The following is a 26,884-nucleotide window of genomic DNA, read 5'->3' on the forward strand; positions in this document are numbered from 1 at the left end:
CTCCAGAGTCGCTCCAGGGGGGAGGTACACACCCGCGCTGTCGGCGGGTCATGGCGCACGAGCGATGACGGCGGTGTCGCCGTCGATTCGGGGAACGGGAGCACGGCGGCAGCCGTCCGGCAGGCGGCGCCCGGTGGGTTGTGCTCCCGCGGCTAGGTAACTCGGAGTGCGCGGGACCCGTCAATACGCGGTTGAATGTTTCGTCGATGTTTCGGAAAGCTCTGCCCGAAGGGCCCTTGTGGCCGAGCGGAGCGGTGCCGACCTTTCGTGTACGCCGAGCTCCCCGTCGACCTGCGCGGGTGCCCGGAGGGCGGGGCGGCGGGCCGCCCGGCTCGGCGGCGTGTAAGTTACAGCGGCTTATGGGAGCGCTCCCGCGCCTATTGACGGCCTTTCTCAGGCCCTGGCTTGATGTGAAGGGGATCGCCGCGCCCCCAAGTGGGCGCGTTCCCACCCGATTTCAGCGATCCCGTCAGGAATCCCCACCCATCCGAAAGGACCCGGACGTGCCCCATCCCGTCCTGCGTCGCCTGCGCACGGCAGCGGCCGCCACGCTGCTCGGCGCCACCGGCCTGCTGCCGAGCATCGGAGCCGCCACCCCCGCGCACGCCACCCCCGCGCACGCCACCCCCGCGCACGCCACCCCCGCGCACGCGGCCACCGTCCACGTCGCCAACCCGTTCGCCGGTGCGACCGGCTACCTCAACCCCGACTTCGCCGCCCAGGTCAAGGCCCAGGCCGCTTCCGACGGCGGCGCCCTGGGCGGTCTCGAGTCCCAGGTCGCCGCCAACCCCACCGCCGTCTGGATGGACCACATCGGCGCGATCGCCGGCGACGCCACCCACCTCGGCCTCCAGGCCCACCTGGACCATGCGCTCGCCCAGCAGCAGGGAACCACGCCGGTCGTCTTCCAGGTCGTCATCTACGACCTGCCGGGGCGGGACTGCGCCGCGCTCGCCTCCAACGGTGAACTCCCATCCACAGCAGCCGGGTTGGCCACGTACGAGACGCAGTACATCGACCCGATCGCGGCCGTCCTGGCCAACCCGAAGTACGCCGGCATCCGGGTCGCGGCCGTCATCGAGCCGGACTCCCTGCCCAACGCCGTGACCAACCAGTCCAAGCCGGCCTGCGCCACCGCCACCCCGTACTACGAAGCGGGCATCGAGTACGCGCTCAACAAGCTGCACGCGATCCCCAACGTGTACGACTACCTGGACATCGGCCACGCGGGCTGGCTCGGCTGGTCCAACAACATGGTGCCGGCGGGCCGGGAGTACGCCAAGGTCGCCCAGGCCACCACCGCCGGGTTCGCCAGCATCGACGGCTTCATCAGCGACACCGCCAACACCACACCGCTCTCCGAGCCGTTCCTTCCCGACGCCGAGCTCACCGTCGGCGGGCAGCCGCTCAAGTCGGCCAACTTCTACCAGTACAACCCCGAGTTCGACGAGTACCACTACGACACCGCGATGTACGCCACCCTGGTGTCCAACGGGTTCCCGAGCAGCATCGGCATGCTGGTCGACACCTCCCGCAACGGCTGGGGCGGCTCCGCCCGGCCCACCGCACTCAACTCCGGCCCCACCACGGTGGACGCGTACGTCGCGGCCAACAAGGTCGACCGGAAGCACTTCCGGGGCAGCTGGTGCAACATCAGCGGCGCGGGCATCGGCGCCCGTCCGCAGGCCGAGCCGTACGGCGCGGGCAGCCCGATCATCGCGTTCCTCTGGGTCAAGCCGCCGGGCGAGTCGGACGGCGACTACCCGACCGCCTCCCACCCCCACGGCGACCCGCACTGCGATCCGAACGGCACCCAGACCGACGGCAACGGCAACACCTACCCCACCGACGCCATCCCCGGTGACAACATCCCGGCCGGACAGTGGTTCCCCGCCCAGTTCCGGCAGTTGGTGCAGAACGCCTACCCGGCATTCGACGGCTCCGGCGGCAGCACCGGCCCGACCGCGCCGAGCGGACTGACCGTCACCGGAACCACCAGCAGCAGCGTGTCGCTCAGCTGGACGGCGTCCACCGACCCGGCCGGCGTGACCGGCTACTCGGTGTACCGGAACGGGGCCAAGGTCGCGACCGCGACCGGCACGAGCTACACCGACTCCGGGCTCTCCCCCGCCACCGCCTACCAGTACACCGTCACCGCGCAGGACGCCGCCGGCAACGTCTCCCCCGCCTCCGCGGCGGTGACCGCCACCACGGCGGCGGCGTCGGGCGGCGGCGGCAGCAGCGGCTGCTCCGCCAGCTACGCGGTCGGCAATGACTGGGGCAGCGGCTTCACGGCCAATGTGACCGTTGCCAACACTGGCACCGCGGCGACCAAGTCCTGGACAGTCACCTGGAGTTGGGGCGGCAGCCAGCAGATCACCAACAGCTGGAACGCCACCACAGCCCAGAGCGGCGCCGCGGTGACGGCCGCCAGCCAGGCCTACAACGGCGCGCTGGCGCCGAACGCCACCACCAGCTTCGGCTTCCAGGCGACCTACTCGGGCGGCAACACCGCTCCGTCGCTGACCTGCACCGCGAGCTGACCTCATCCGGCCGGGGCCGCACCGACGGCCCCGGCCCCCACTCCCGAGGATCTCCGCATGCCCCGCACCGCCCCTCCGCGCACCGCCCCTCCGCGCACCGCCCCTCCGCGCACCGCCCCTGCCCGCACCGTCCCTGCCCGCACCGTCCCTGCCCGCACCGCCGCGCTCGCGGCCGCCACCGCCGCGTGCGCCGCCCTGGCGGTGCTCCCCCTCACCGCCTCGGCGGCCCCCACCGCCGGCCTGTCCTGCGACGTGAGTTACGCCGTCAACGACTGGGGCGGCGGCTTCACCGCCAACCTCACCATCACCGACACCGGCACCACCGCCATCAACGGCTGGACCCTCGGCTACGCCTACACCGGCAACCAGGCCCTCCAGAACGGCTGGAACGGCACCTGGACCCAGACCGGACAGGCCGTCACCGTCACCAACCCCGGCTACGCCCCCACCATCAACCCCGGCGCCAGCTACACCACCAGCGCCAACTTCGCCTACAGCGGCGCCAACACCGCCCCCACCACCTTCACCGTCAACGGCACCCCCTGCGGGCCGCAGTCGAGCCCGTCGCCGAGCCCCACCCCCACGACGACCCCCACCACGACCCCCACTCCGCCGCCGAGCGGGCCCGCCCCGGCCGTGCACGTCTCGGGCAGCACGCTGGCGAAGGCCGACGGCACCCCGATCGCCCTGCACGGGGTCAACCGCTCCGGGGCCGAGTTCATGTGCGTCCAGGGACACGGCATCTTCGACGGCCCGGCCGACCAGGCCTCCGTCACCGCGATGAAGGCCTGGCGCGTCAACGCCGTCCGCGTGCCGCTCAACGAGGACTGCTGGCTCGGCCACTCCAACGTCGACCCCGCCTATGCCGGACCGGCCTACATCGACGCGGTGCGCGGCTACGTCGACCTGCTGCACCGCAACGGCCTGGTGGCCGTCCTGGACCTGCACTGGACCGACGGGGCGTACACCGGACCGTCCGCCGGCTGCTCCGACGCCAACGCCACCTGCCAGAAGCCCATGCCGGACGCCGCCGGCGCGCTTCCGTTCTGGACCTCGGTGGCGCAGACCTTCAAGGGCGACGACGCGACCGTCTTCGACCTGTTCAACGAGCCGTACCCGTCACGCGCCACCGGGAGCGAGGCCAGTGGCTGGGCCTGCTGGCGGGACGGCGGCAGCTGCCCCGGAATCGGCTTCCAGGTCGCCGGCATGCAGGCGATGGTCGACGCGGTGCGTTCGACCGGCGCGGACAACGTCCTGATGCTGGGCGGCCAGGAGTACGCCAACGACCTGACCCAGTGGGCCGCCTACCAACCGGCCGATCCCCTGCACAACCTGGCCGCCTCCTGGCACTCGTACAACTTCAACACCTGCAGCACCGGTTCCTGCTGGGACGCGCAAATCGGCCCGCTGACAGCCCATATACCCGTGGTAACAGGAGAGTTGGGAGAGAACGACTGCGCGCACGGCTACCTGGACTCCCTACTGCCATGGCTGGACCAGCACGGCGTCTCCTACCTCGCCTGGGCCTGGAACACCTGGGACTGCCGCAGCGGCCCGGCGCTGATCAGCTCCTACGACGGCACGCCGACGGCCTTCGGCGCCGGCTACCGCGCCCACCTGGCCGGCGGGTAGTCACGCCGACTCCCGCACCACCAGTTCCGTCGGCAGGACCATCTGCCGGCGGAACCGGCCCGGCTCGGCGATCTCCTTGAGCAGCAGCTGGACCATCAACTGCCCCATCTCCTCGATCGGTTGACGCACACTGGTGAGCGGCGGCTCGGTGTTCCGGGCCACCACGGAGTCGTCGAAGCCGATCACGGCGACGTCCTGCGGCACCCGCCGGCCCGCCTCCCGCAGCGCCCGCAGCGCACCCGCCGCCGTCAGGTCCGAGGCGCAGAACACCGCGTCCAGGCCGGGCCGGCGGGCGAGCAGTTCCCGCATGCCCTCGCGTCCGCCGCGCTCGGTGAAGTCCCCGTGGGCGACGAGCCCCTCGTCGACCGCTACCCCGGCCTCGGCGAGCGCCTGCCGGTAGCCGGCCAGACGCGCCGCGGCGCCCTCCATGTCGAGCGGCCCGGTGACGGTCCCGATGGCCGTCCTGCCCCGGGCCAGCAGGTGCCGGACGGCCGCTCGGGCACCGCCCGCGTTGTCGGCGTGCACGTAGCTCAGCGGCTCCTGCACCGAGCGGCGGCCGCCCAGCACGGCGGGCAGTTCCAGCCGCTCCAGCAGTTCGGGGAGTGGATCGTCCTCGTGCACCGAGACCAGCAGGACGCCGTCCACCCGGCGGGCGGTGAGGTAGCGGGTCAGCCGTTCCCGCTCGTGTTCGTCGCGCACCAGCACCAGCAGCAACTGCAGGTCGGACTCCGCGAGTTCGGCGGAGACTCCGGTGATGATGTCGGAGAAGTAGGGTTCGGATCTCAGTTTCGCGACGCTCTCCGGGATGACCAGCGCGACCGCGTCGGTCCGGGAGGTGACCAGGGAGCGGGCCGCCTGATTGGGGACGTAGCCGAGTTCCGCGATGGCCTGCTCGACCGCCGCGCGGGCCTTGGCGCTCACCTTGGGCGAGCCGTTGACGACCCGGGACACCGTGCCCCGGCCCACTCCGGCCCGCGCTGCCACCGCCTCCAGGGTGGGGCGGACAGCGGGCTGCTGCTGGGCGGCACGGCTCATGATCGGTCTCCCGGCGGACGACGGACGGCGGCAGCTGCGGCAACCGCGCCGAGGACGGTCGGACGACACCGTCCGGTAACGGAGCCGGTGCACGCCCTTGACACGCCCCGCGCGGCGAAGCAATCTTCCCACATCACAGTGGGAGCGCTCCCACTTCGCGCCCCACCCAGTTCCGAGCACCGCCGGCCGCCAGTTGCGCGGCGCAGCCATGGACCAGCCTGGACAAGGAGAATCGGCCATGCGGAACCCCGGCACCACCCACGGCGGCAGAGCCACCGCCGTCCTTCCCGTACGCAAGCCGCTGCTGAGCGCCGCGGCCGCCGCCCTGTGCGCCCTGCTGGTCGCCGGCTGCGACAGCTCCGGCTCCGCCACCACCGCGGCCCCCGGCGCCAAGATCACCCTGACCGTCGGCGACTACGGCACCTTCGGCTACAAGGAGGCCGGCCTGTTCGACGCGTACATGCGGGAGCACCCCGACATCACCATCGTGGAGCACACCGTCGAGCAGGAGACCGACTACTACCCCGCCCTGCAGACCCACCTCGCCTCCGGCAGCGGTCTGGACGACATCCAGGCGGTCGAGGTCGGCCGGATCGCCCAGGTGGTGAAGAAGCAGGCAAACAAGTTCGTCGACCTCGGCAAGGCCGACGGGGTCGACAGGAGCGCCTTCCTGCCGTGGAAGTCCCAGCAGGCCACCGCCTCGGACGGCCGCACCATCGGCCTGGGCACCGACATCGGCCCGATGGCGATCTGCTACCGCAAGGACCTGTTCCAGCAGGCCGGGCTGCCCACCGACCGCGAACAGGTCGCCAAGCTCTGGCAGGGCGACTGGGCCAAGTTCGTCGAGACCGGCAAGCAGTACCAGGCCAAAGCACCCGCCGGCACCTTCTTCACCGACTCCGCCGGCGGCCTGTTCAACGCCGTGGTGTCCTCCAGCACCACGCAGTACGACAACGGCGGCGGCCAGCTGGACTACAAGAACAGCCCCAGCGTCAAGAGCGCCTGGAACCTGGCGACCGGTGCGATCCAGGCCGGGATCAGCGCCGGCCTCAAGCAGTTCGACACACCCTGGTACCAGGCGTTCGCCAACTCCAGGTTCGCCACGGTCGCCTGCCCGTCCTGGATGACCGCCATCGTCGCCGACAAGTCCGGGAGCGCCAACAAGGGCAAGTGGGACATCGCCACCGCCCCGGCCGCCGGCAACTGGGGCGGCTCCTTCCTCGCCGTACCGAAGGCCGGCAAGCACCAGAAGGAGGCCGAGGCGCTCGCCGCCTGGCTCACCGCACCCGCGCAACAGGCCAAGGTCTTCACCACGGTCGGCAACCTGCCCTCCAACCTCAATGCGCTGAGCCGGCCGGAGGTGCAGAACGCCAAGCTCGACTTCTTCGGCGACACGCCCACCGGCCAGATCTACGCCGCCACCGCGCAGTCCATCCAGCCGACCGTGATCGGCGAGTGGGACGGCCTGGTCAAGGACACCCTCACCAACGGCGCCCTGCTCAGCATCGAGCAGCACCAGAGCGACCCCGCCAAGGCGTGGAGCAACGCGGTCAAGGAGATCGACGACAAGGTCAGTGACTGACGGCCGGCCCCGGCCGTCCGCCCGCCCCGGCCCCCGCCCGGCCGGTACGGAAACGGGATGGGCCGGCCCCGTTCTCCAGAGAGGTCACCACCATGCTCGACGAGGCCGTCCCGGCCACCGCCCCCAGCCCGCCACGCCCTGCTCCCCCACCGCCCCGCCCCTGGCGCGCCCGGCTCTACCGGTGGGACCTGAAGGCCTCGCCGTACCTGTACGTCGCGCCGTTCTTCGTCTGCTTCGTGGCGTTCGGCCTCTTCCCGCTGATCTACACGGGCTGGGTGTCACTGCACAGCGTCGACCTCCAGACGCCCGACCAGATGCAGTGGCGCGGCTTCGACAACTACACCCGGCTGCTCCACGACGACCTGTTCCGCAACGCCCTGCGCAACACCGTCACCATCGGTGTGCTGTCCACCGTGCCGCAGTTGCTGATGGCCCTCGGTCTGGCACACCTCCTCAACTACCGTCTGCGCGGCCGGGGCTTCTTCCGGATCGCGATGCTCGCGCCCTACGCGACCTCGATCGCGGCGGCGACCCTGGTGTTCACGCTGCTGTTCGGGCGGGACTACGGAATGATCAACTGGCTGCTGGGCCACCTGGGCCTGGGCCACGTCGACTGGGAGGGCGGCACCTGGAGCTCCCAAATCGCCCTCTCCACGATCGTCACCTGGCGCTGGACCGGCTACAACGCCCTGATCTACCTCGCCGCCATGCAGGCCGTCCCGCACGACCTGTACGAGGCGGCGGCGCTCGACGGCGCCAACCGGTGGCAGCAGTTCCGGCACGTCACGGTGCCGTCCATCCGGCCCACCATCCTGTTCACCATCGTGGTCTCCGGCATCGGAGCCACCCAACTCTTCGGCGAACCACTGCTGTTCGGCGGCGGAGCGACCGGTCACAGCGGCGGCTCGGCCCACCAGTACCAGACCCTCGGACTGTACCTGTACGACCAGGGCTGGTACGCCTTCCACCTCGGCCGGGCCGCCGCCGTGGCCTGGACGATGCTGCTGATCCTGCTGGCCATCGGCGCGCTCAACCTCACCCTGGTCCGCATCCGCCGCGCCCGGAACGGGGGTTGAGCAACGATGGCCGTCAACCTGGGACGACGTGCGGGAGCGCGGGGCCTCACCGGGGCCGGACCGTTCACGTACGCGGTACTGATCGTCGTCGCCGTCCTGTCCCTCTTCCCGCTGTACTGGACCCTGGTCGGCGCGTCGACCTCCGGCAGCCGGATCGCGCAGACCCCGCCTCCCCTGCTGCCCGGCGGGAGCCTGTGGCACAACCTCGACATCGCCTGGAACCAGGTCCACATGGGCCGGGCGCTGCTCAACTCGGTGGTGGTGGCGGGCTGCGTGACCGCCAGCACGGTGCTGTTCGCGACCCTGGCCGGCTTCGCCTTCGCCAAACTGCCGTTCCGGGGCCGCAACGCCCTGCTGAGCCTGGTGGTGGCGACCATGACCGTGCCCGCCCAGCTGAGCGTCATCCCGCTGTACCAGATCATGGCCCGGCTGCACTGGACCGACCGGCTGCAGTCGGTGGTCCTGCCCAATCTGGTGGCCGCGTTCGGGGTGTTCTTCATGCGGCAGTTCCTGTCCGAGGCGTTGCCGATCGACCTGGTCGAGGCGGCCCGGGTGGACGGCGCGAGCAGCCTGCGGATCCTGTGGAGCGTGGTGCTGCCGATCGCCCGACCCGGGATGGCCGTGCTCGGCATGCTGGTCTTCGTGCAGTCCTGGAACGACTTCTTCTGGCCGCTGATCGCGCTGAGCCAGAGCAATCCCACCGTCCAGGTCGCGCTGGCCGGCCTCGGCGGCGGCTCGTACGACTCCGACCAGGCCGTCATCCTCACCGGTTCGCTGCTCGGGACGGCACCGCTGCTGCTGGTGTTCGCCCTGCTGGGCAGGCAGGTCGTCGGCGGCATCACCGCCGGCGCGGTCAAGAACTGACGTTCCGTCAATCCATCTCACGAGAACTGGAGAAGCCACCATGACTTCCGCACGGACCGGGTCGACCCCGGCCGATACCTCCGCTCCCGCCTTCCCCGCCGACTTCCTCTGGGGAGCCGCGACGGCGGCCTACCAGATCGAGGGGGCCGTCGACGTGGGCGGCCGGACACCCTCGATCTGGGACACCTTCAGTCGGACCCCGGGACGGACGGCCGGTGGCGACACCGGCGACCGCGCCACCGAGCACTACCATCGCTACCGGCAGGACGTCCGACTGATGAGCGAACTGGGCCTGGGCGCCTACCGGTTCTCGGTGTCCTGGTCCCGGGTGCAGCCGACCGGACGCGGGCGGGCGGGCGAACGGGGCATGGACTTCTACCGGCGGCTGGTGGACGAGTTGCTGGAGCACGGCATCGAGCCCGCGGTGACCCTCTACCACTGGGACCTGCCACAGGAGTTGGAGGACCTAGGGGGCTGGCCGGCCCGCAACACCGCGGAGCGGTTCGCGGACTACGCCGCACTGGTGGCGGACGCGCTCGGCGACCGGGTGGGCATCTGGACCACCCTCAACGAACCCTGGTGCTCTGCCTTCCTCGGTTACGGCTCCGGGGTGCACGCCCCGGGCCGTGCCGACTGGACGGCCGCCCTGCGCGCGGCCCACCACCTCAACCTCGGCCACGGCCTCGCGGTCGAGGCGCTGCGCGCGGCGCTGCCCAGGGAGGCGCGGATCGCTGTGTCGCTCAATCTGCACGAGGTACGGCCGCTCACCGGGTCGGCCGCGGACCGCGAGGCCGCCCGCCGGATCGACGCGGTGGGCAACCGCGTCTTCACCGGACCGATGCTGCACGGCGGCTACCCCGTTGACCTGCTCGTCGACACGGCACACCTGGTCGACTGGCCGGCGTTGGTCCACGACGGCGACCTGGCCACGATCGCCCGACCGATCGATCTGCTGGGCGTCAACTACTACACGCCCACCGTGGCTTCGGCCCTGCCGGACGGAGAGGCCCCGGGCTCCGCGGCCGCGAGCGACGCGGGCCACGGCGACGGCGCCCAGTCCCCCTTCGCCGGCTGCGCGGACGTGCTCCTCCACCGCGCGCCCGGCCGGCGCACCGCCATGGGCTGGCCGATCGACCCGACCGGCCTGACCGACCTGTTGCTGCGCCTCCACCGCGAACACCCCGGACTGCCGTTGATGGTCACCGAGAACGGTGCCGCCTTCGACGACCGGCTGACGCCGGAGGGCGCGGTGCACGACCCGCAGCGCATCGACTACCTGCGCGGGCACCTCGACGCCGTCCGGCGGGCGATCGCCGCCGGCGTGGACGTGCGGGGCTACTTCCTCTGGTCGCTGATGGACAACTTCGAGTGGGCGTACGGCTACGGCAAACGGTTCGGCCTGTACTACGTGGACTACGCCACCCAGGCCCGGATCGCCAAGGACAGTGCCCGGTGGTACGCGGAGGTGATCCGCCGGGGCGGGCTGCCTGACCTGGGTGTGTGAGCGCGTCGGATCCCTTGACGCTGCTCGTTCAACCGACGAAGCTGGCAGCGGTGGGTGGACCGGCGCGCGCGATGAGTTCGGGGTGCAGTTCCCGTGTCGAGGATCGATCCAGGACGGCCCCATGTCCCAGCCCTTCCACAGCAATGACCCCGCTCCGACACTGGCCGAGGTCGCCCGTCGGGCCGGTGTCTCCATCGCGACCGCCTCCCGCGTGCTGAACCGTTCCGCCCGGGTCTCCACCGACGTGGCGGCCCGGGTGGAACGGGCGGCGCGCGAGTTGGCGTACGTCCGCCGCCGGGCGCCCAGTGCCCGCGAGACCGGCGTGGTGGCCGTGGTGGTCTTCGCCGATCCGGTGCAGTTCCACGCGGACGCCTTCCCGGTACGGCTGCTGGCCGGGCTGCGACGCTCCCTGCCGGGCTCGGAGCGGGAGTTGGCCGTCTTCACGGTGCCCAGGCGCTCCCGCCGGCCGCCGCTGGTGCGCTACCTGTGCGGCGGCCACGTCGACGGCGCGCTGCTGGTCGGTCCGTGGGGCGACACCACGCTCGTCCGGCTGCTGCACGCGGCCAGGGTCCCGGTGGTGTCACTGGGCCGGCCGCCGGAGCCGGACACGGTGGCGTTCGTGGACGCGGACAACCTGGCCGGCGCCAGGGCCGCGGTGCGGCGGCTGTGCGCGTCCGGGCGCCGCTCGGTGGCCACCATCGCGGGGCCACCGGACACCGCCGCCGGCGCGGACCGGCTGACCGGCTACCACCAGGCGATGGCCGCGATGGCCGCGGTCCGGCCCGCCGTGGCGTACGGCGACTTCAGCAGCGCCTCCGGTGAGCACGCGATGCAATGGTTGCTGGACCAGCGCCCCGATCTGAACGCGGTGTTCGCCGCCTCCGACCAGATGGCCGCGGGAGCCCTCAGGACCTTGCGGCGGCACGGCCTGCGGGTGCCCGAGGACGTGGCGCTGATCGGCTTCGACGACGCACCCGTCGCGGCGCGGTGCCGCCCGGGGCTGACGACGGTCCGCCAACCGGTGGAGGAACTCGGTTCCCGTGCCCTGGAGTTGCTGCTGCGGAACCCGGCACACGGCGAGTCGGTGGTGCTCCCCACCCGGCTGGTCGTCCGGGCGTCGGGCTGAGCGCGCCACACTTGTCCCACCCCACTCGCGTAGTTCGTATCCCCTTGTGTGACCGATGGCAGCAATGAGAGCGTTAACAGGTTCTGGGGGCGAGTCCTGAACACCGGTCAACTGACCTCAGCACGCAGTCTGGAGCGCACGTGACCGACCAACCGACCGCCCAGCGCGTCGCAGCAGTCTCCGCCGCCCCCGAGGTACGGATGTTCAGCCCGGCGGCGACGGTGGCCTCCTGCGCCGGGTTCGTGCTCATCGGAGCGCTCCAGGCGCTGTACGGGCCGGCGATCCCCGCGTTCCGGGACGAATTCCGCCTCTCCCCCGCGGCCGCCGGACTGGGCCTCAGCGCCCACTTCGTCGGTGGTGTGGTCGGCGTACTGCTCTTCGACCGACTGTTCGGGCGCATCGGCAACCGCCGGATCCTCGGCGTCTCCTACCTGCTGATGGCGGTCGGCACGGCGGGTTTCGCCCTGGCTCCCGGCTGGCCGCTCGCCCTGGCGACGGCGCTGCTCGCCGGGCTCGGCTTCGGCGGAGTCGACTACGGCCTCAACCAGCTCTTCGCCGTCGGCTTCGGTCGCCGCTCGACGGCGATGCTGAACATCCTCAACGCCCACTTCGGCATCGGCGCCGTCCTCGGCCCCGCGCTCGTGGGCACGGTCGGCGCCGATCACTACCCCGCGCTCTTCCTCGTCTTCGCCGCGGCCAACCTGCCACTGCTGCTGTGCCTGCGCGGCGTGCACGACCGGACCCCGCAGCAGGCTCGTGGTGGTAGCGGTACTGACGAGGTCGCCGGGAGCGCTCTCAGCCGCAGCCTGGGCTCGGTCCTGGCCGTCTTCGTCACCCTGTACGTCCTACACGTCGGTATCGAGGCGGGTGTCGGCGGCTGGGAGCCCACGCACCTGGAAACGGTCGGCTACGGCGCCGGGTTCGCCGCCACCGCCACCTCCGTCTACTGGCTGATGATGACCGTCGGACGCTTCCTGGTGGCCCCGATCACGCTCCGCTTCTCCGCCGAGTCAATCATCGCGGTGTCCTGCGCGGGGATGACGGCCTGCCTCGTGCTGGCCGCCGTGCCGGGCATCGCCCCGTACGCCTATGCGGGGGTCGGCCTGTTCATCGCGCCGATCTTCCCCACCGGGCTGCCCTGGCTCAACCGCGCCGCACCGCGGGCCCGCCGGGCCGGCGCGCTGGTGATCGCGTCTTCCATGGTCGGCGGTGTCGTCGCGGGGCCGGCCCTCGGCAAGGCCATCGAGTCGCTGGGCGTCCGTTCGGTGCCCCTGGTGCTCGGGGCGGTCTCCGCGCTGTGCCTGACCGCGACGCTCTGGCTCATCCGTGCCACCCGCGCCTGGGCCGCCGCCAACGCGGACGAGATCCGGGCGCACCAGGTGGAGTACAACGGGCGGGCGCACCGCTGCCGAGGCCAGAAGGCTTCCGCACCGGAGCAGTTGGAGGAGGCGGAGCGCGCCTGACGGCGCCGCCCGGGATGCCCGAAACTTTCGAAAGGCCTGCCCTTGTAAGTTACAGCCCGCCAGGGCGAGATCGGCGAGGATCCCACCGGCCGCATCGGCCGCCAAGCACCTTTGGCCAGCGCCTTTCCGGGAAGGGATGGGACTGGGCTACGGCCGACACTTTCGCCTTCTCGGCCGCAAGAGTTGACAGCTTGTCGAGTGCAGGCCAACACTATCGCCGTCGACAGGCGCGAATGGCCTTGGTCTGGATCTGATGTCCGGATCCGGGTCGCCAACTCGCTTTGGGCGGAGCGATGTTGATGACACGCCGGTTCCCTGCGCCGCCATGCGGTGTCGTTCGGCCCACCCATCCGTTCGCGGTCACCGGTGGCGCAGGGTCGCACCCCACCCCACTCATCGGCAGAACGGATCACCCCGTGAACCCTCCCCACCCCGAGAGCCGCAAGGTCCGCCGCCTCCGACGGTTCGTCGGCAAGGCGCCCATCCTGGTGCCGGCCCTCGCGGTCGTCCTGATCCTGCCCGGCACCGCCGACGCCGCCACCGTGACCACGAACCAGACCGGCACCGAAGGCGGATACTTCTACTCGTTCTGGACCGAGGGCACCGGTTCGGTCTCGATGTCGCTGAACGGCGGCGGTCACTACAGCACCTCCTGGACCAACGCCGGCAACTTCGTCGCCGGCAAGGGCTGGAGCACCGGCTCACGCAACCCGGTGACCTACTCGGGCACGTGGAGCACCAACGGCAACGCCTATCTGTCGCTCTACGGCTGGAGCACCAACCCGCTCGTCGAGTACTACGTCGTCGACAACTACGGCTCCTACAAGCCCACCGGCGCGTACAAGGGCACCGTCACCAGTGACGGCGGCACCTACGACATCTACGAGACGACACGCGTCAACGCCCCCTCGATCGAGGGCATCAGGACCTTCAACCAGTACTGGAGCGTCCGTCGGGCCAAGAGGACCGGCGGAACCATCACCGTCGGGAACCACTTCGACGCGTGGGCCAGGTACGGCATGAACCTCGGCACCATGAACTACGAGATCCTGGCCACCGAGGGCTACCAGAGCAGTGGCAGCTCCGACATCACGCTGGGCTCATCCACCGGCGGGGGCACCGGCGGCGGCACGCCGGGCGGGGGCATCACCTCCGGCACCGTCTACACGCTCTCCGACGCGGCGGCCGGCCGCGTCCTCGACGAGCCCGCGGGGCAGAACGGCAACGGCACCCCGCTCCAGGTGTGGGACGGCGGCGACGCCGCCAACCAGCACTGGCGGGCCGACCGGAACGACGACGGCTCCTACACCCTGACCAACATCGCCAGTGGCCGGGCCCTGGATGAGCCGAGCGGCCAGGCGGGCAATGGGACGAGGACGCAGGTCTGGGACTCCAGCGGCGCCGCCAACCAGCACTGGCGGGCCGACCGGAACGACGACGGCTCCTACACCCTGACCAACGTCGCCAGCGGCCGGGCGCTGGAGATCCCCGGCGGTCGGACCGCCAACGGCACGCCCGTCCAGGTCTGGGACTCCAACGGCGGCGCCAACCAGCACTGGAACTTCGGTTGAGCTGTGAGCCGCGAGGCACGCGCACCTTGCGGCGCCTCGTGTTAGCGCTCACAAATGCCTGACGGCTCCATCCGCTCATGAAGGAGTTCCCCATGCGTAAACGAAGGTCCAACCGAGGGCAGCTGTCCACGGCGCTCACTGCCGTGGTCGCGGTCGTGGCCGCGTTGGCGGCCACGCTCGGCGTCACCACGGCTCAGGCCTCCGACACGGCTCAGGCCGCCACCAGCGGCGCCCTGCGCGGTGTGGGTTCCGGTCGGTGCCTCGATGTGCAGAACGCCGGCCGGACCGACGGCGCGTCCCTCCAGATCTACGATTGCTCGAACGGGGCCAACCAGCTCTGGACGTCGACGTCCGGCAACCAGCTGACGGTGTACGGCGACAAGTGCCTGGATGTGCCGGGCCACGCCACCACGGCCGGTACCCGGGTGCAGATCTGGAGCTGTAGCGGCGCCGCGAACCAGCAGTGGCAGGTGAACTCCGACGGCACGGTGGTCGGCGTGGAGTCCGGGCTGTGCCTGGACGTCACGGGCGCCGGTACGGCCAACGGCACGGCGGTGGAGATCTGGCCGTGCAACGGCGGCAGCAACCAGAACTGGACCGGCCTGTCCGCGTCGGCTCCGCCGGGCGGTACCTGTGCCCTGCCGTCGACGTACCGCTGGTCGTCGACGGGTGCGTTGGCGCAGCCGGCGAACGGGTGGGCCTCGGTGAAGGACTTCACCGACGTGGTGTACAACGGCAAGCACCTGGTCTACGCCTCGAACGTGTCGGGATCCTCGTACGGCTCGATGATGTTCACGCCCTTCACGAACTGGTCGGACATGGCCTCGGCCGGGCAGACCGGGATGAGCCAGGCCGCGGTGGCGCCCACACTGTTCTACTTCGCGCCCAAGAACACCTGGGTGCTGGCGTACCAGTGGGGTCCGTGGCCGTTCATCTACCGCACGTCGAGCGACCCGACGAACCCCAACGGCTGGTCCGCGCCGCAGCCGCTGTTCACCGGCAGCATCCCCAACTCCGGCACCGGCCCGATCGACCAGACCCTGATCGCCGACGACCAGAACATGTACCTGTTCTTCGCCGGCGACAACGGCAGCATCTACCGGGCGAGCATGCCGATCGGAAACTTCCCGGGCAACTTCGGCTCGTCCTACACCACCGTCATGACCGACTCCCCGAACAACCTCTTCGAGGCACCGCAGGTCTACAAGGTCAAGGACCGGAACCAGTACCTCATGATCGTCGAAGCGCAGGGGGCGAACGGGCGCTACTTCCGCTCCTTCACCGCCACCAGCCTCAACGGCTCCTGGACCCCGCAGGCCGCCAGCGAGAGCAACCCCTTCGCCGGCAAGGCCAACAGCGGCGCCACCTGGACCAACGACATCAGCCACGGCGACCTGGTCCGCAACAACCCCGACCAGACCATGACCATCGACCCCTGCAACCTCCAGTTCCTCTACCAGGGCAAGTCCCCCACCGCCAGCGGCCCATACGACCAACTGCCCTGGCGGCCCGGCCTCCTCACCCTCCAGCGCTGACCCGCCCGCAATCCGCCACAGGGAACCCCAGCCGCCGAGTCGGCTGGGGTTCCCCTCTTCCGCAGACCTGCGCAGGCCGACCGCCTCGCCCGGCCCGGGCGGACGATCTTCCACGGGCACCGGTCAGGCGCGATGCGCCCCCTTGCGGCGGGCCCGGGCACGCAGGGCCAGCGCGCCGCCGCCGATGGCGAGCAGAGCCGCGCCGCCGATCGGGAGAAGGCCGTTCGAGCCGGTGGCGGCGAGATCCTTCGCCGATCCCCCGGTCGGACTCGGAGAAGCCGACCCGGAGGAGCCTGCGGCGCCCGCCGACGCTCCCGCCGGCGCGGGCGATCCCTGCGGCCCCGACGCTCCCGCCGACGATCCCACCGACGCGGGCGGCGGCACGGGAGCTTCGGCCTTGTCACGGGTGAACGCCAGTGTGCCGAAGCCGAGTTGGTCAAAGCCGCCACTGTTCGGACCGTAGTCGCCACCGCCACCCTCGGGCCCGACCTTCGCCGCCATGGCCGCGGTGTAGGGCGCCGAGAGGCCGCGGCGATTGACGTAGTGGTTCTGGATCACCGCCCAGATCGGGCGCAGATCGCCCCGGCCGTCGGCGGAGGGCTTGGCGTCGTCCACCGTCTTCGACCAGACGCCGGGCGCGCCCTGCTGGAACGTGAGGCGGGTGAACGGGACGTCCTCGCCGAGGTTGTACTTGGCGACGTACTCGGCCCCCTTGAGGAAGCGGTTGTCGTCCTCCCCGTAGAGGTCGATGCCCTGGTTCCAGGCCATCTCGCACAAGGCGCCCATCAGGCCGACGGCGAGCGTGGTGTGCCCCTGGTCGCGGCCGGACTCCTGGAACTGGGCCAGGCTGCCGGGGTGGACGTAGGGGATGGCGTGCTGGAGCGAGCCGTTGCCCGCCCCGCGGCGGTAGTACTCGACGGCCTGGTCGACCTTGGCCCGGTCGTCGCAGAGGACACCGGTGGCGAAGACGCAGCAGAGGGCGAGCAGATCCCAACTGGCGTAGTAGTTGGTGATGAACGCGCCGTTGTGCTCGCGGAGGAAGTTGTCGCAGACCGGGTGGAAGACCTGCAGCATCATGGTCTTGAACCGGTCGAGGTCGAAGCCGGGGTAGCCGCGCATCAGTTCGGCCGCGTTGGCGAACTGGTAGCCCTGGATACCTGCGGCGAGGTAGTGGTCGGCGCTGCCGGTGACCTGCTTCAGCGTCCCCGACCAGGCGTTGAGGATGTCCCGGGCGGCGTCGCCGTGGGCCCGGTCGCCGCTGATCCGCCAGCGCAGGGCGTTCTGGTAGGCGGCGTGGACGTCGTTGTAGAGGGTCGGGAAGTTCTGGGGAGCGTCGCCTCCCCGGTAGACCGTGGCCTGGGGGTTCGCCTTCCAGCCGCTCTGCGCGTGCCGGTTGGCCGTCAGCCGCTGCCAGCCCGCCAGGTGCGGCTGGGCACCGGCGTTGACCTTGGCGGTGATCCGGTCGAGGTCCGCCTGGGTGTGCAGCAGCCCGGGGTGCGCGAACACGGGACCGGGGGCCGCGACGGCACCGGTCGTGCCGCTCACCGCGACGACGCCGGCCCCGAGCCCGACCGTGCCGGCCAGCTTCAGGACGCTGCGGCGGCTCGGGTGCTGATCGCTGTGGTAGTGGGTCACTGGGCTGTCTCCCCATCATTGACGCTTCCGGTCAAGGAGACGTCCTGGAATGTGAGCGCTAACATCAATGGCCGGCTCATCGTAGGACAGTGTTGCGTCCCCGCGGAATTCCCGACTCACCATCACGGGGAACCCCGTCCGCGCGTCGACTGGGGTTCCCCTCCGGACACGCCCCCAGTGAGATGTACCCCACGTCGGTCCGGGCGCCCGGCGACAGCGTGGCCGCCGCGTTCTCTGCGCGCTCGCCCTGCCGCGCATGATCCAACTTGCGCCTGTGCCAGCCGAGTTCGCGCGGGTCCTGCGTCCCGGCGGGAACCTCGTGATCTCGGACGCGCACCTGCTGGCGTCCTACCTCCGGCCGACGCCGGTGCGTCGTCCCGACCCGGTCGGCCGTCCTTCCCTCCTCGCCGAACCACCACTGGCCGCTCAGCGACTACCTCACTGCGGCCCTTCCGCTCGGCTTCCAGGTCCGGCACTGCGAGGAGCCCCGCCGCCCGCACCGGGCGCCCGACCCTGACACCGGCCGGGGCCCGCTCCCGACCCAGATGTCCTGGGACCTGCTGCGCCGGTGCCCGGAGGCCTCGACCGCGGCCCTGGCCGGCTCCCCCGTCGTGGTCGTCCGGCACTTCCGGCTCGACGGCGCCACGACGGACTGAGAGCGCGCGCGGCCCCTCGAAAGAACATCGACCACGGCGGCAACCTTTCCGATCCGGGCCGCCACCAAGGGGGGCAACGACAACGGCGGGGCCGCAGCAAGCGGCAGCCCGCCACCGGTATCCGCGCATTCCGATGGGGAGCCCACGTGCCATCTGACGACCTGATCACCGCCGAGCAGCCGACGCCCCGGGGCCGTACGCACCGCCGTGGCCGGGCCCGCCGCCGCACCGTCACGGTGGCGTTGGCGGTGCTCACCGGCTCTGCCTGCGCCGGCACCCTGACGCTCAGCGCGAGCGCCGCGCCGACCGTGGCGATCACCGTGGACGCCGGTACCTCGCTGGGCACGGTGCCCGCCACCGGGGTCGGCCTCAACACCGCCGTCTACGACCCGAACCTCAACGACGCCACCGCGTCGTCGCTGATGAAGGCCGCGGGCATCCGGCAGCTGCGATACCCCGGCGGCTCCGTCGCGGACAACTACCACTGGAAGACCCACAGCCTGACCGGCGGCGGCAGCTGGACCGCGCCCGGCACCGACTTCGACCACTTCATGGCCACCGCGAAGACGGTCGGCGCCCAACCGATCATCACCGCCAACTACGGTTCCGGCAGCCCCCAGGAGGCCGCCGACTGGGTCAAGTACGCCAACGTCGACAAGGGCTACGGCATCAAGTACTGGGAGATCGGCAACGAGGTCTACGGCAACGGGCACTACCAGAACGGCAACGGCTGGGAGTACGACACCCACGCCGACAAGAGCCCGAAGGAGTACGCGACGAACCTCGTCGCCTACGCGAAGGCGATGAAGGCCGTCGACCCGACGGTGAAGATCGGAGCCGTGCTCGCCACCCCCGGGGGCTACCCGGACGGGTTCACGGCCTCCGGCGACAGCGCCGACTTCAACCACACGGTGCTCTCCATCGCGGGCCCCTCGATCGACTTCGTCATCGTCCACTGGTCGCCGCGGTCGCCACCGGCGGCACCATCACGCTCGGCCGCGCCGCCCGGCACAGCGCGAAGGAGGACCCGAACCGATCCCCCGGACCGGCGGCGCCGGTCGGCTACGCGCCCGGGTCGGTCGCCGCCCGCTGCATGTCCACCGGCAGGTCCATGGTGCAGCTCGCCGCCGAACCCAGCCAGGGCGGCGAATGGGCCTTCGGGTCCGGTTACTCGACCGCCCTGCTGGGCATGGCGGACGGCAGCCGCCAGTTCGCACTGTCCAGCAACGTGTACGACGACAGTGACTCCGAGAAGTCCGTCCGGCTCTACCAGGCCCTCGTCGAGAAGGCCCTCTGCGGCAGGACCGGCGAGTGACGGCGGGTGACGGCGGGACCCGCCGGCCGCTACGGCCGCGGGCTACTCCTGCTTCTCGCCGGAGGCGTAGCGGGAGATGATCAGCGCGATGATGATGATCGCGCCGTTGAGGAACTGGTTCCACAGCGGCGGGACGCCGGCGAGGGTCATGACGTTGACCACGAGCTGGAGGGTGAGGACGCCGGTGAGGGCCCCGAAGAGGGTCCCGCGGCCGCCGTTGAGGCTGACGCCGCCGATGACGGTGGCGGCGAAGACCTGGAAGATCCAGCCGTTGCCCTGGTCCGCGGAGATTGAGCCGTAGTGGCCGGTGTAGAGGATGCCGGCGAACGCCGCGAGCAGGCCGCCGAGGACCAGCACGGCCCAGACGATCCGGTCGACGCGGATGCCCGCCGCCCGGGCGGCCTCCGCGTTGCCGCCGATCGCGTAGAGGGCGCGGCCGTGCCGCAGCCAGGCGAGGGCGCAGCCGCCGGCGAGGAAGAGCAGGGCGCAGATCCAGATCGCGGCCGGGACGCCGAGCCAGCTCGCGCTGCCGAGGTAGCGGAAGGAGTCGGGCACGTTGACGATGGACTGGCCCTGGGAGACGGCGACCTGGAGGCCGCGCAGCAGGGTGAGCGCGCCGAGGGTGACGATGAAGCCGTTGAGGCGCAGCTTGAGGATGAGGAAGCCGTTGATCGCGCCGATGAGCGCGCCGACCAGCAGGCACAGCGGGATCGCGGTCCAGGTGGGGAAGAGCCCGAGGCCGTTGAAGCGAGCGCCGTGGTCGGGCAGCACGAGCCAGACGGCGATCACCGGGGCGACACCGATGGTGGATTCCAGGGAGAGGTCCATCCGCCCGGCGATCAGGATGATCGCCTCGGCGAGGACCAGCAGGCTCAGTTCGGTGGCCTGCTGGCCGACGCCGAGGAGGTTGTCGGAGGTGAGGAAGGCGGGCGAGACCACGAAGCCGATGACGCCCAGCACGAGCAGGACCGGGACGAGCGACAGGTCTCGGTAGCGGGCGAGGTCGAAGCGGCGAGCGGCGGGGGCGGCGACCGCCGTGCCGGGGAGGTCGGGGAGCTCAGTGGTGGGAGTCATGGTTTTCCTTCGGGTCGGTCGGGCCGGTCATGCCCTCCATGGCCGCGACCAGTTGTTCGTCGCTCCAGCCGGCTTCGAACTCGGCGACGACGCGGCCGTGGAACATGGCCAGCACGCGGTCGCAGGCCCGTAGGTCGTCGAGTTCGTCGGAGACGATCAGGGCGGCCCTGCCTTCGTCGGCGACCTGGCGGATGGTGCCGAGCAGGGATTCCTTGGACTTGACGTCGACGCCGTTGGTCGGGCGGATGGCGACCAGGACGTGGGGCCGGGTGGCGAGCGCGCGGGCGATGACGACCTTCTGCTGGTTGCCGCCGGACAGCGCGGACACCGGGGTGGCCGGTCCCGGGGTCTTGATGTCGAGGTCGTCGATCATGCGCTGGGCGAAGCCGCGGGTGCGTGAGGGCAGGACGGTGCCGTACGGGCCGAGCTGGTCGGTGACGGTGAGGGTGGCGTTCTCGGCGACGCTGCGCTGGGGTACCAGGCCCTGGACGTGCCGGTCCTCGGGGACGAAGCCGATGCCGGCCGCGAGCGCGGCGGGCACCTTGCCGGTGCGCACCGGGCGTCCGGCGACGGTGACCCGCCCGGTCCGGGGTCGGTGCAGGCCCGCGAGGGTCTCGCCGAGCTGCACGTTGCCGCTGGCGGCGGCACCGGCCAGGCCGACCACCTCGCCGGGCCGGGCGGTCAGGTCGACGTCGTGGTAGTGGCCGGCCAGGCTGAGGCCGGTGACGTCGAGCAGCGGCGCGCCGTCCGGGAGCGCTCGACCGGTCACCGACCAGCTGGGCTCCGTGCCGCGGGAGGTCTCGCCGGTCATCGCCTCCACCAGGGCCTGCTGGTCGAGGTCGGCGACCGGGGCGGTGACGATGTGCCGGGCGTCGCGGTAGACCGTGACGGTGGTGCAGAGCTCGTAGACCTCCTGGAGGTGGTGCGAGATGAACAGGAAGGCCACGCCCTGCCGTTGGAGTTCGCGCAGTTTGTCGAAGAGGCGGCCGATGCCCCGGGCGTCGAGTTTGGCGGTGGGCTCGTCCAGGATGATGAACCGGGCGCCGAAGGACAGGGCCCGGGCGATCTCCACGAACTGGCGCTGCTCGACGGTGAGGTCCTCGGCGCGGGCCGTCGGGTCGACGTCCACGCCGTACTCGGCGAGCAGTTCGCTCGCGCGCGAGCGCAGTCGCCTCCAGTTGATCGGGCGCAGCGCACCGGTGCTCGGCCGGTCGAGGCCCTGCCTGTTCAAGAAGAGGTTCTCGGCGACGGTCAGCGCGGGGATGACGGTGGAGCGCTGGAAGACGCACGCGACCTTAGAGCGCCAGGCGTCGGTGTCGCCGGGGACGGGGGCGGGTTCGCCGTCGAAGCGCAGGGTGCCGGTGTCGGGGTTCTGCAGTCCGGTGAGGATCGAGACGAGGGTGGACTTGCCCGCGCCGTTGCGGCCGACCAGGGCGTGGGATTCGCCGGGGGCGACGGAGATGCGGGCGTCGCTGAGGGCGACGGTGGCGCCGTAGCGCTTGCTGATCCCGTCGGCCTCGACGACGGGGCCCCGGAGGGGGCTGGGGTCCGCCATGGCGGGGTGTCCTCTCCACGGGCCCCGTGAGCGGGCGGCCAGGGGGCTCACCGCGTCCGCTCACGGGGGGCTTGGTTCACTGGCCGACGTTGTTGCCCCACAGGGACTTGTCGTCGACGTTGTCCTTGGTCACCAGCGGCGCGGGGAGCTGGTCCTCCAGGCCGTTGGGCAGGGAGATGATGGTGGACTGGTGGTCGGTGGGGCCGGGCTGGAAGGTCTTGCCCTCGGCGGCGGCCTGCGCGTAGGACAGCGCGTACTTGGCGTAGAGGTCGGCGGGCTGGGAGACGGTGGCGTCGATGTCGCCCTTGCGGATGGCGTCGAACTCCTGCGGGATGCCGTCGTTGGAGACGATGGCGATGTGCCCCGGCTGGCCGGCCGGCTTGAGCAGGCCCTTCTGCTGGAGCAGGGCGAGGGTCGGCTGGAGGAACACGCCGCCGGCCTGCAGGTAGATGCCGCCGAGGTCGGCGTTGGCGGCCAGGGTGGACTGGAGCTTCGCGGAGGCGACGTCCCCCTTCCAGTCGGTGGCCAGCTCGATCACCTGGATGCCGGGGAACTTCTCCTTCATGCAGGCGGCGAAGGCCTCGGAGCGGTCGCGGCCGTTGATGGAGCTCAGCGCGCCCTGGAGTTCGGCGACCTTGCCCTTGCCGCCGAGCTGCTGTCCGAGGAATTCGCAGGCCTTGGTGCCGTAGGCCTTGTTGTCGGCGCGGACCACCATGTAGACGTTGCCCTTGTCGGGGCGGGTGTCGACGCTGACGACCGGGATCTTCTTGGCGGCCAGCTGGTCGAGGGTGGAGGCGATCGCGCCGGTGTCCTGCGGAGCCATGACGACGGCCTTGGCGCCGGTGTTCTGGAAGACCTGGACGTTGGCGACCAACTTGGTCACGTCGTTCTGCGAGTTGCTGACCGGCAGGGTGTTCAGTCCCTGGGAGGAGGCGTCCTGCTTGACGTACTGCGCGTAGGAGTTCCAGAAGTCGGAGTCCGCGCGCGGCAGGTCGATGCCGATCGCCGGCTTGCCGCCGCCGGATCCGGAGGAGGTCGAGTCGCTGCCGCGGTTGCAGGCCGTGGCGAACCCCGCCAGGACGGCCACGGTGGCGGCCGTGGCCGCGATTCTGGAGGAGCGGAGCTTCATGGTGCTGGTCTCCTTGGCTGGGAAGGCCGGCGCCCCTGCGGGGCGGGGTGGGAGGCGGATCACAGAGAAAGCGACCGGGCATCCGGCAGAAGACATCGGATGGCTTGTGGTGCCGAGGACTCTACGAGCCTGGCATCCGACTGACAAGAGGAAACCTCGGATGATTCCGAACCGTGATCGCGGCCGCCGCAGCGGCCCGACAGGGAAGCCAAGAACCTTCCCGACCTGGATAGTTGAGCTGAGTTGAGCTGACCAGCCGGCAGGTGACGATTAAACATCGGAGGAATCCTTGCGACGCCCGATGAGGCCTCGTATGGTCATGGCAGCACGGATACATCCGATGTGTTGATGGGAGCCACCACATGAAGCTGCTGCGACTCGGCGGGCCGGGAGCGGAGGCGCCGGCAGTCCGCGACGAGGAGGGCGCGACCTTCAGCCTCGCGGGCCTGACCGACGACATCGACGGCGCCTTCCTCGCCTCCGGCGGGATCGACCGGGTCCGGGCCGCCCTGGCCGAGGGCTCGCTGCCCGCCCTGGACCCGACCGGCCTGCGAGTCGGGCCGCCCGTCGCCCGTCCCGGCAAGGTGGTCTGCATCGGCCTCAACTACCGCGACCACGCCGAGGAGACCGGGGCGGCCGTCCCCGAGCGGCCGGTGGTCTTCCTGAAGGACCCGTCCACCGTCGTCGGCCCCTTCGACCCCGTGCTGATCCCGCGCGGCTCGGCGAAGACCGACTGGGAGGTGGAACTCGCCGTCGTCATCGGCCGCGAGGCCCGCTACCTGGCCGACCCGGCGGAGGCGGCGGAGTGCATCGCGGGTTACGCGATCAGCAACGACGTCTCCGAGCGGGAGTTCCAGCTGGAGTACTCCGCCCAATGGGACCTCGGCAAGTCCTGCGAGAGCTTCAACCCGCTCGGCCCCTGGCTGGTGACCCCGGACGAGGTGGGCGACCCGCAGGAGCTGGGACTGCGCCTGGCCGTCAACGGCGAGCCGCGCCAGGACGGCAGCACCAAGAACATGATCTTCGACGTCGCCCACCTGGTCTGGTACCTGAGCCAGTACATGGTGCTGCGCCCCGGCGACGTCATCAACACCGGCACCCCGGCCGGCGTGGCCCTGGGCCTGCCCGGCACCCCCTACCTGCGCGCGGGCGACACCGTCGAGCTGTCCATCGACGGCCTCGGCACCCAGCGCCAGAGCTTCCGCAACGCGTGAAAGGCATCCCCTTGTCCGCAACCACAGCGCGGATCACCGCCGTCGACACCTATGACGTCCGCTTTCCCACCTCGCGGGAGCTGGACGGGTCCGACGCGATGAATCCGGACCCCGACTACTCCGCCGCCTACGTCGTCCTGCGGACCTCCGAGGGCGGCCACGAGGGCCACGGCTTCACCTTCACCATCGGTCGCGGCAACGACATCCAGGTGGCCGCCATCGACGCGCTCCGCCCGCACGTCCTCGGACGCCCGGTCGCCGAGCTGTGCGCCGACCCCGGCTCGCTCTACCGCGACCTGATCGGCGACAGCCAACTGCGCTGGCTGGGCCCGGAGAAGGGCGTGATGCACATGGCCATCGGGGCCGTCGTCAACGCCGTCTGGGACCTCGCCGCCAAGGAGGAGGGCAAGCCGCTCTGGCAGCTGCTCGCCGACGCCGACCCCGAGTGGCTCGTCTCCCAGATCGACTTCCGCTACATCGCCGACGCCCTCGACCCGGCGGAGGCGCTGGAGCTGCTGCGGCGCGGGAAGCAGGGCGCCGACGAACGCGCCGCCGCGCTGCTCCGCCGGGGCTACCCCGCCTACACCACCTCCCCGGGCTGGCTGGGCTACGACGACGAGAAGCTCACCCGCCTCGCCCGTGAGGCCGTGTCGGACGGCTTCCGGCAGATCAAGCTGAAGGTTGGCGCCGACCTCGCGGACGACATCCGCCGCTGCCGGGCCGCCCGCGCGGCCGTCGGGCCTGACATCCGGATGGCCATCGACGCCAACCAGCGCTGGAACGTGGCCGAGGCCGTCGAATGGACCAAAGCGCTCGCGGAGTTCGACCCGTACTGGATCGAGGAGCCCACCAGCCCCGACGACGTGCTGGGGCACGCGGCGATCCGACGGCAGGTCAGCCCGGTCAAGGTCGCCACCGGCGAGCACGTGCAGAACCGCATCGTCTTCAAGCAGCTGCTCCAGGCCGGCGCCATCGACGTCCTCCAGCTGGACTCGGCACGGGTCGGCGGCGTCAACGAGAACCTCGCCATCCTGCTGCTCGCCGCCAAGTTCGGCGTACCGGTCTGCCCGCACGCCGGCGGCGTGGGCCTGTGCGAGCTGGTCCAGCACCTGTCCATGTTCGACTTCGTCGCCCTCACCGGCACCACCGAGGACCGCGTCATCGAGTTCGTCGACCACCTCCACGAGCACTTCCTCGATCCGGTGGTCGTCACCGAGGGCCACTACCGGGCCCCCACCGCGCCGGGATTCTCGGCGGCCATGCACCAGGCCTCGCTGGACACCTACCACTACCCCCATGGTTCCTTCTGGGCCGAGGAGTTGGCGCAACAGCAGGAGGCGATCGCATGACGACGGCCGAACTCGACGGACTCACGGCGCTCGTCACCGGCGGCGCCTCCGGGATCGGCCTGGCCACTGCCGCCCTGCTCGCCGAGCGCGGCGCGCGGGTGGCCGTCCTGGACCTCGCCCCGGAGACGGTGAAGGAGCCGTTGCTGGGCTTCACCGCCGACGTCTCCGACGACACCTCGGTGCGCGGTGCCGTGCAGGCGGCGGCCGAGGCGCTCGGCGGGATCGACATCCTGGTCAACAACGCGGGCATCGGCGCGATCGGGACCGTCGAGGACAACCCGGACGAGCAGTGGCACCGCGTCCTCGACGTCAACCTGCTCGGCGTCGTCCGCACCACCCGGGCCGCCCTGCCGTACCTGCGCCGCTCGGCCCGGGCCGCGGTGGTCAACACCTGCTCCATCGCCGCCACCGCCGGCCTTCCGCAGCGCGCGCTCTACTCGGCCAGCAAGGGCGCCGTCCTGTCGCTCACCCTGGCCATGGCCGCCGACCACGTCCGCGAGGGCATCCGGTTCAACTGCGTCAACCCCGGCACCGTCGACACGCCCTGGGTCGGCCGGCTGCTGGACGCCGCCGACGACCCGGCCGCCGAACGGGCGCAGCTGGGCGGCCGTCAGCCGCACGGGCGCCTGGTCACCGCCGAGGAGGTGGCCGCCGCCATCGCCTACCTGGCCTCCCCGGCCGCCGGCAGCACCACCGGTACGGCGCTGCAGGTCGACGGCGGCATGGCGGGCCTGCGGCTGCGGCCGGAGGCCGGGTCGTGATCCCGCGCCGCCGGACCCTCGGGCACAGCGAGGTGGAGGTCGGTGAACTCGCCTTCGGCGCGGCGGGCATCGGCAACCTGTTCACCCCGGTGACCGACGCCGACGCCGAGGCGGCCGTCGCCGCCGCCTGGGAGTCGGGCGTGCGGTACTTCGACACCGCCCCGCACTACGGCCTGGGGGGTTCCTGGCGGGGGAGCTGGCAGAGCCTGCGCGGCCGTCCCCAGGGGAAAGGACTCCTCTTCCCCCAAGGTCGTCGGATGGTTGG

General features: G+C 71.3%; 20 protein-coding genes. 15 read left to right on the plus strand and 5 right to left on the minus strand.

Annotated elements, in window-relative coordinates:
• Window positions 1-503: 503 nt before the first annotated feature.
• Together ACFQ87_RS08090 and ACFQ87_RS08095 are read left to right on the plus strand one after the other, a co-directional pair.
• Window positions 504-2,543: a glycoside hydrolase family 6 protein gene (locus ACFQ87_RS08090; protein WP_380609762.1), complete on the plus strand. Its 2,040-nt coding sequence runs from the start codon at window positions 504-506 to the stop codon at window positions 2,541-2,543.
• A 57-nt stretch (window positions 2,544-2,600) separates the two neighbouring features.
• Window positions 2,601-4,175, plus strand: a complete 1,575-nt coding sequence (locus ACFQ87_RS08095; RefSeq protein ID WP_380609763.1) for a cellulase family glycosylhydrolase — start codon at window positions 2,601-2,603, stop codon at window positions 4,173-4,175.
• On the opposite strand, the gene ACFQ87_RS08100 is transcribed toward ACFQ87_RS08095, so the two are convergent.
• Entirely contained in the window at window positions 4,176-5,210 is a 1,035-nt protein-coding gene (locus ACFQ87_RS08100; RefSeq protein WP_380609764.1) for a LacI family DNA-binding transcriptional regulator, read from the minus strand. It lies immediately after the preceding gene.
• Between the two features lie 238 nt (window positions 5,211-5,448).
• On the opposite strand from ACFQ87_RS08100, the gene ACFQ87_RS08105 reads away from it, so the two are divergent.
• The 8 genes from ACFQ87_RS08105 (at window position 5,449) to ACFQ87_RS08140 (ending at window position 15,931) form a co-directional block, all read left to right on the plus strand.
• Window positions 5,449-6,792, plus strand: a complete 1,344-nt coding sequence (locus ACFQ87_RS08105) for an ABC transporter substrate-binding protein (RefSeq protein ID WP_380609765.1) — start codon at window positions 5,449-5,451, stop codon at window positions 6,790-6,792.
• Between the two features lie 92 nt (window positions 6,793-6,884).
• Window positions 6,885-7,868 carry a carbohydrate ABC transporter permease gene (locus ACFQ87_RS08110; protein ID WP_380609766.1) on the plus strand — a complete coding sequence of 328 codons (984 nt, stop codon included), beginning with the start codon at window positions 6,885-6,887 and terminating at the stop codon, window positions 7,866-7,868.
• Window positions 7,869-7,874: 6 nt separating this feature from the next.
• On the plus strand, window positions 7,875-8,732 hold the full coding sequence (locus ACFQ87_RS08115) for a carbohydrate ABC transporter permease (RefSeq protein WP_380609767.1): 858 nt from the start codon (window positions 7,875-7,877) through the stop codon (window positions 8,730-8,732).
• A 40-nt stretch (window positions 8,733-8,772) separates the two neighbouring features.
• Window positions 8,773-10,236, plus strand: a complete 1,464-nt coding sequence (locus ACFQ87_RS08120) for a glycoside hydrolase family 1 protein (RefSeq protein ID WP_380609768.1) — start codon at window positions 8,773-8,775, stop codon at window positions 10,234-10,236.
• A gap of 121 nt (window positions 10,237-10,357) precedes the next feature.
• A complete protein-coding gene (locus tag ACFQ87_RS08125) occupies window positions 10,358-11,362 on the plus strand; it encodes a LacI family DNA-binding transcriptional regulator (RefSeq protein WP_380609769.1) in 1,005 nt (334 codons plus the stop codon).
• 200 nt (window positions 11,363-11,562) lie between these two features.
• Window positions 11,563-12,825: an MFS transporter gene (locus ACFQ87_RS08130; RefSeq protein WP_380609914.1), complete on the plus strand. Its 1,263-nt coding sequence runs from the start codon at window positions 11,563-11,565 to the stop codon at window positions 12,823-12,825.
• Window positions 12,826-13,241: 416 nt separating this feature from the next.
• Complete coding sequence (locus ACFQ87_RS08135) at window positions 13,242-14,396, plus strand: glycoside hydrolase family 11 protein (RefSeq protein ID WP_380609770.1); 1,155 nt, start codon at window positions 13,242-13,244, stop codon at window positions 14,394-14,396.
• Window positions 14,397-14,488: 92 nt separating this feature from the next.
• Complete coding sequence (locus ACFQ87_RS08140; protein ID WP_380609771.1) at window positions 14,489-15,931, plus strand: non-reducing end alpha-L-arabinofuranosidase family hydrolase; 1,443 nt, start codon at window positions 14,489-14,491, stop codon at window positions 15,929-15,931.
• 123 nt (window positions 15,932-16,054) lie between these two features.
• On the opposite strand, the gene ACFQ87_RS08145 is transcribed toward ACFQ87_RS08140, so the two are convergent.
• Complete coding sequence (locus tag ACFQ87_RS08145) at window positions 16,055-17,566, minus strand: alginate lyase family protein (protein ID WP_380609772.1); 1,512 nt, start codon at window positions 17,564-17,566, stop codon at window positions 16,055-16,057.
• 802 nt (window positions 17,567-18,368) lie between these two features.
• Here ACFQ87_RS08145 and ACFQ87_RS08150 point away from each other — a divergent pair.
• Window positions 18,369-19,547, plus strand: a complete 1,179-nt coding sequence (locus tag ACFQ87_RS08150; RefSeq protein ID WP_380609773.1) for a hypothetical protein — start codon at window positions 18,369-18,371, stop codon at window positions 19,545-19,547.
• 32 nt (window positions 19,548-19,579) lie between these two features.
• On the opposite strand, the gene ACFQ87_RS08155 is transcribed toward ACFQ87_RS08150, so the two are convergent.
• From ACFQ87_RS08155 to ACFQ87_RS08165, 3 genes are all read right to left on the minus strand, one after another.
• The gene (locus ACFQ87_RS08155; protein WP_380609774.1) at window positions 19,580-20,611 is read right to left on the minus strand and encodes an ABC transporter permease; all 1,032 of its coding nucleotides are present in this window, start codon (window positions 20,609-20,611) and stop codon (window positions 19,580-19,582) included.
• Complete coding sequence (locus ACFQ87_RS08160; protein WP_380609775.1) at window positions 20,595-22,166, minus strand: sugar ABC transporter ATP-binding protein; 1,572 nt, start codon at window positions 22,164-22,166, stop codon at window positions 20,595-20,597. The genes ACFQ87_RS08155 and ACFQ87_RS08160 overlap by 17 nt, the downstream gene beginning before the upstream one ends.
• 76 nt (window positions 22,167-22,242) lie before the next feature.
• Entirely contained in the window at window positions 22,243-23,295 is a 1,053-nt protein-coding gene (locus ACFQ87_RS08165) for a sugar ABC transporter substrate-binding protein (protein ID WP_380609776.1), read from the minus strand.
• A gap of 362 nt (window positions 23,296-23,657) precedes the next feature.
• On the opposite strand from ACFQ87_RS08165, the gene ACFQ87_RS08170 reads away from it, so the two are divergent.
• The 4 genes from ACFQ87_RS08170 to ACFQ87_RS08185 form a co-directional block, all read left to right on the plus strand.
• A complete protein-coding gene (locus ACFQ87_RS08170) occupies window positions 23,658-24,509 on the plus strand; it encodes a fumarylacetoacetate hydrolase family protein (protein ID WP_380609777.1) in 852 nt (283 codons plus the stop codon).
• A gap of 11 nt (window positions 24,510-24,520) precedes the next feature.
• On the plus strand, window positions 24,521-25,858 hold the full coding sequence (locus ACFQ87_RS08175) for an L-fuconate dehydratase (protein ID WP_380609778.1): 1,338 nt from the start codon (window positions 24,521-24,523) through the stop codon (window positions 25,856-25,858).
• Window positions 25,855-26,619, plus strand: coding sequence for an SDR family NAD(P)-dependent oxidoreductase (locus ACFQ87_RS08180; protein ID WP_380609779.1), 765 nt, complete (start codon window positions 25,855-25,857; stop codon window positions 26,617-26,619). The genes ACFQ87_RS08175 and ACFQ87_RS08180 overlap by 4 nt, the downstream gene beginning before the upstream one ends.
• A partial coding sequence (locus tag ACFQ87_RS08185) for an aldo/keto reductase (RefSeq protein ID WP_380609780.1) occupies window positions 26,616-26,884 on the plus strand: 269 nt, incomplete at its 3' end. The genes ACFQ87_RS08180 and ACFQ87_RS08185, both read left to right, overlap by 4 nt.

Origin of the sequence: Kitasatospora sp. NPDC056531 (assembly GCF_042794375.1) — a bacterium.
Taxonomy (GTDB): Bacteria; Actinomycetota; Actinomycetes; order Streptomycetales; family Streptomycetaceae; genus Kitasatospora.

Bases quoted from the DNA above. Each gene is read 5' to 3' on its own strand.
- ACFQ87_RS08170 (WP_380609777.1), top strand. From the start codon at position 23,658: ATGAAGCTGCTGCGACTCGGCGGGCCGGGAGCGGAGGCGCCGGCAGTC.
- ACFQ87_RS08100 (WP_380609764.1), bottom strand. From the start codon at position 5,210: ATGAGCCGTGCCGCCCAGCAGCAGCCCGCTGTCCGCCCCACCCTGGAG.
- ACFQ87_RS08125 (WP_380609769.1), top strand. From the start codon at position 10,358: ATGTCCCAGCCCTTCCACAGCAATGACCCCGCTCCGACACTGGCCGAG.
- ACFQ87_RS08140 (WP_380609771.1), top strand. From the start codon at position 14,489: ATGCGTAAACGAAGGTCCAACCGAGGGCAGCTGTCCACGGCGCTCACT.
- ACFQ87_RS08095 (WP_380609763.1), top strand. From the start codon at position 2,601: ATGCCCCGCACCGCCCCTCCGCGCACCGCCCCTCCGCGCACCGCCCCT.
- ACFQ87_RS08105 (WP_380609765.1), top strand. From the start codon at position 5,449: ATGCGGAACCCCGGCACCACCCACGGCGGCAGAGCCACCGCCGTCCTT.
- ACFQ87_RS08110 (WP_380609766.1), top strand. From the start codon at position 6,885: ATGCTCGACGAGGCCGTCCCGGCCACCGCCCCCAGCCCGCCACGCCCT.
- ACFQ87_RS08115 (WP_380609767.1), top strand. From the start codon at position 7,875: ATGGCCGTCAACCTGGGACGACGTGCGGGAGCGCGGGGCCTCACCGGG.
- ACFQ87_RS08130 (WP_380609914.1), top strand. From the start codon at position 11,563: ATGTTCAGCCCGGCGGCGACGGTGGCCTCCTGCGCCGGGTTCGTGCTC.
- ACFQ87_RS08120 (WP_380609768.1), top strand. From the start codon at position 8,773: ATGACTTCCGCACGGACCGGGTCGACCCCGGCCGATACCTCCGCTCCC.
- ACFQ87_RS08165 (WP_380609776.1), bottom strand. From the start codon at position 23,295: ATGAAGCTCCGCTCCTCCAGAATCGCGGCCACGGCCGCCACCGTGGCC.
- ACFQ87_RS08180 (WP_380609779.1), top strand. From the start codon at position 25,855: ATGACGACGGCCGAACTCGACGGACTCACGGCGCTCGTCACCGGCGGC.
- ACFQ87_RS08155 (WP_380609774.1), bottom strand. From the start codon at position 20,611: ATGACTCCCACCACTGAGCTCCCCGACCTCCCCGGCACGGCGGTCGCC.
- ACFQ87_RS08160 (WP_380609775.1), bottom strand. From the start codon at position 22,166: ATGGCGGACCCCAGCCCCCTCCGGGGCCCCGTCGTCGAGGCCGACGGG.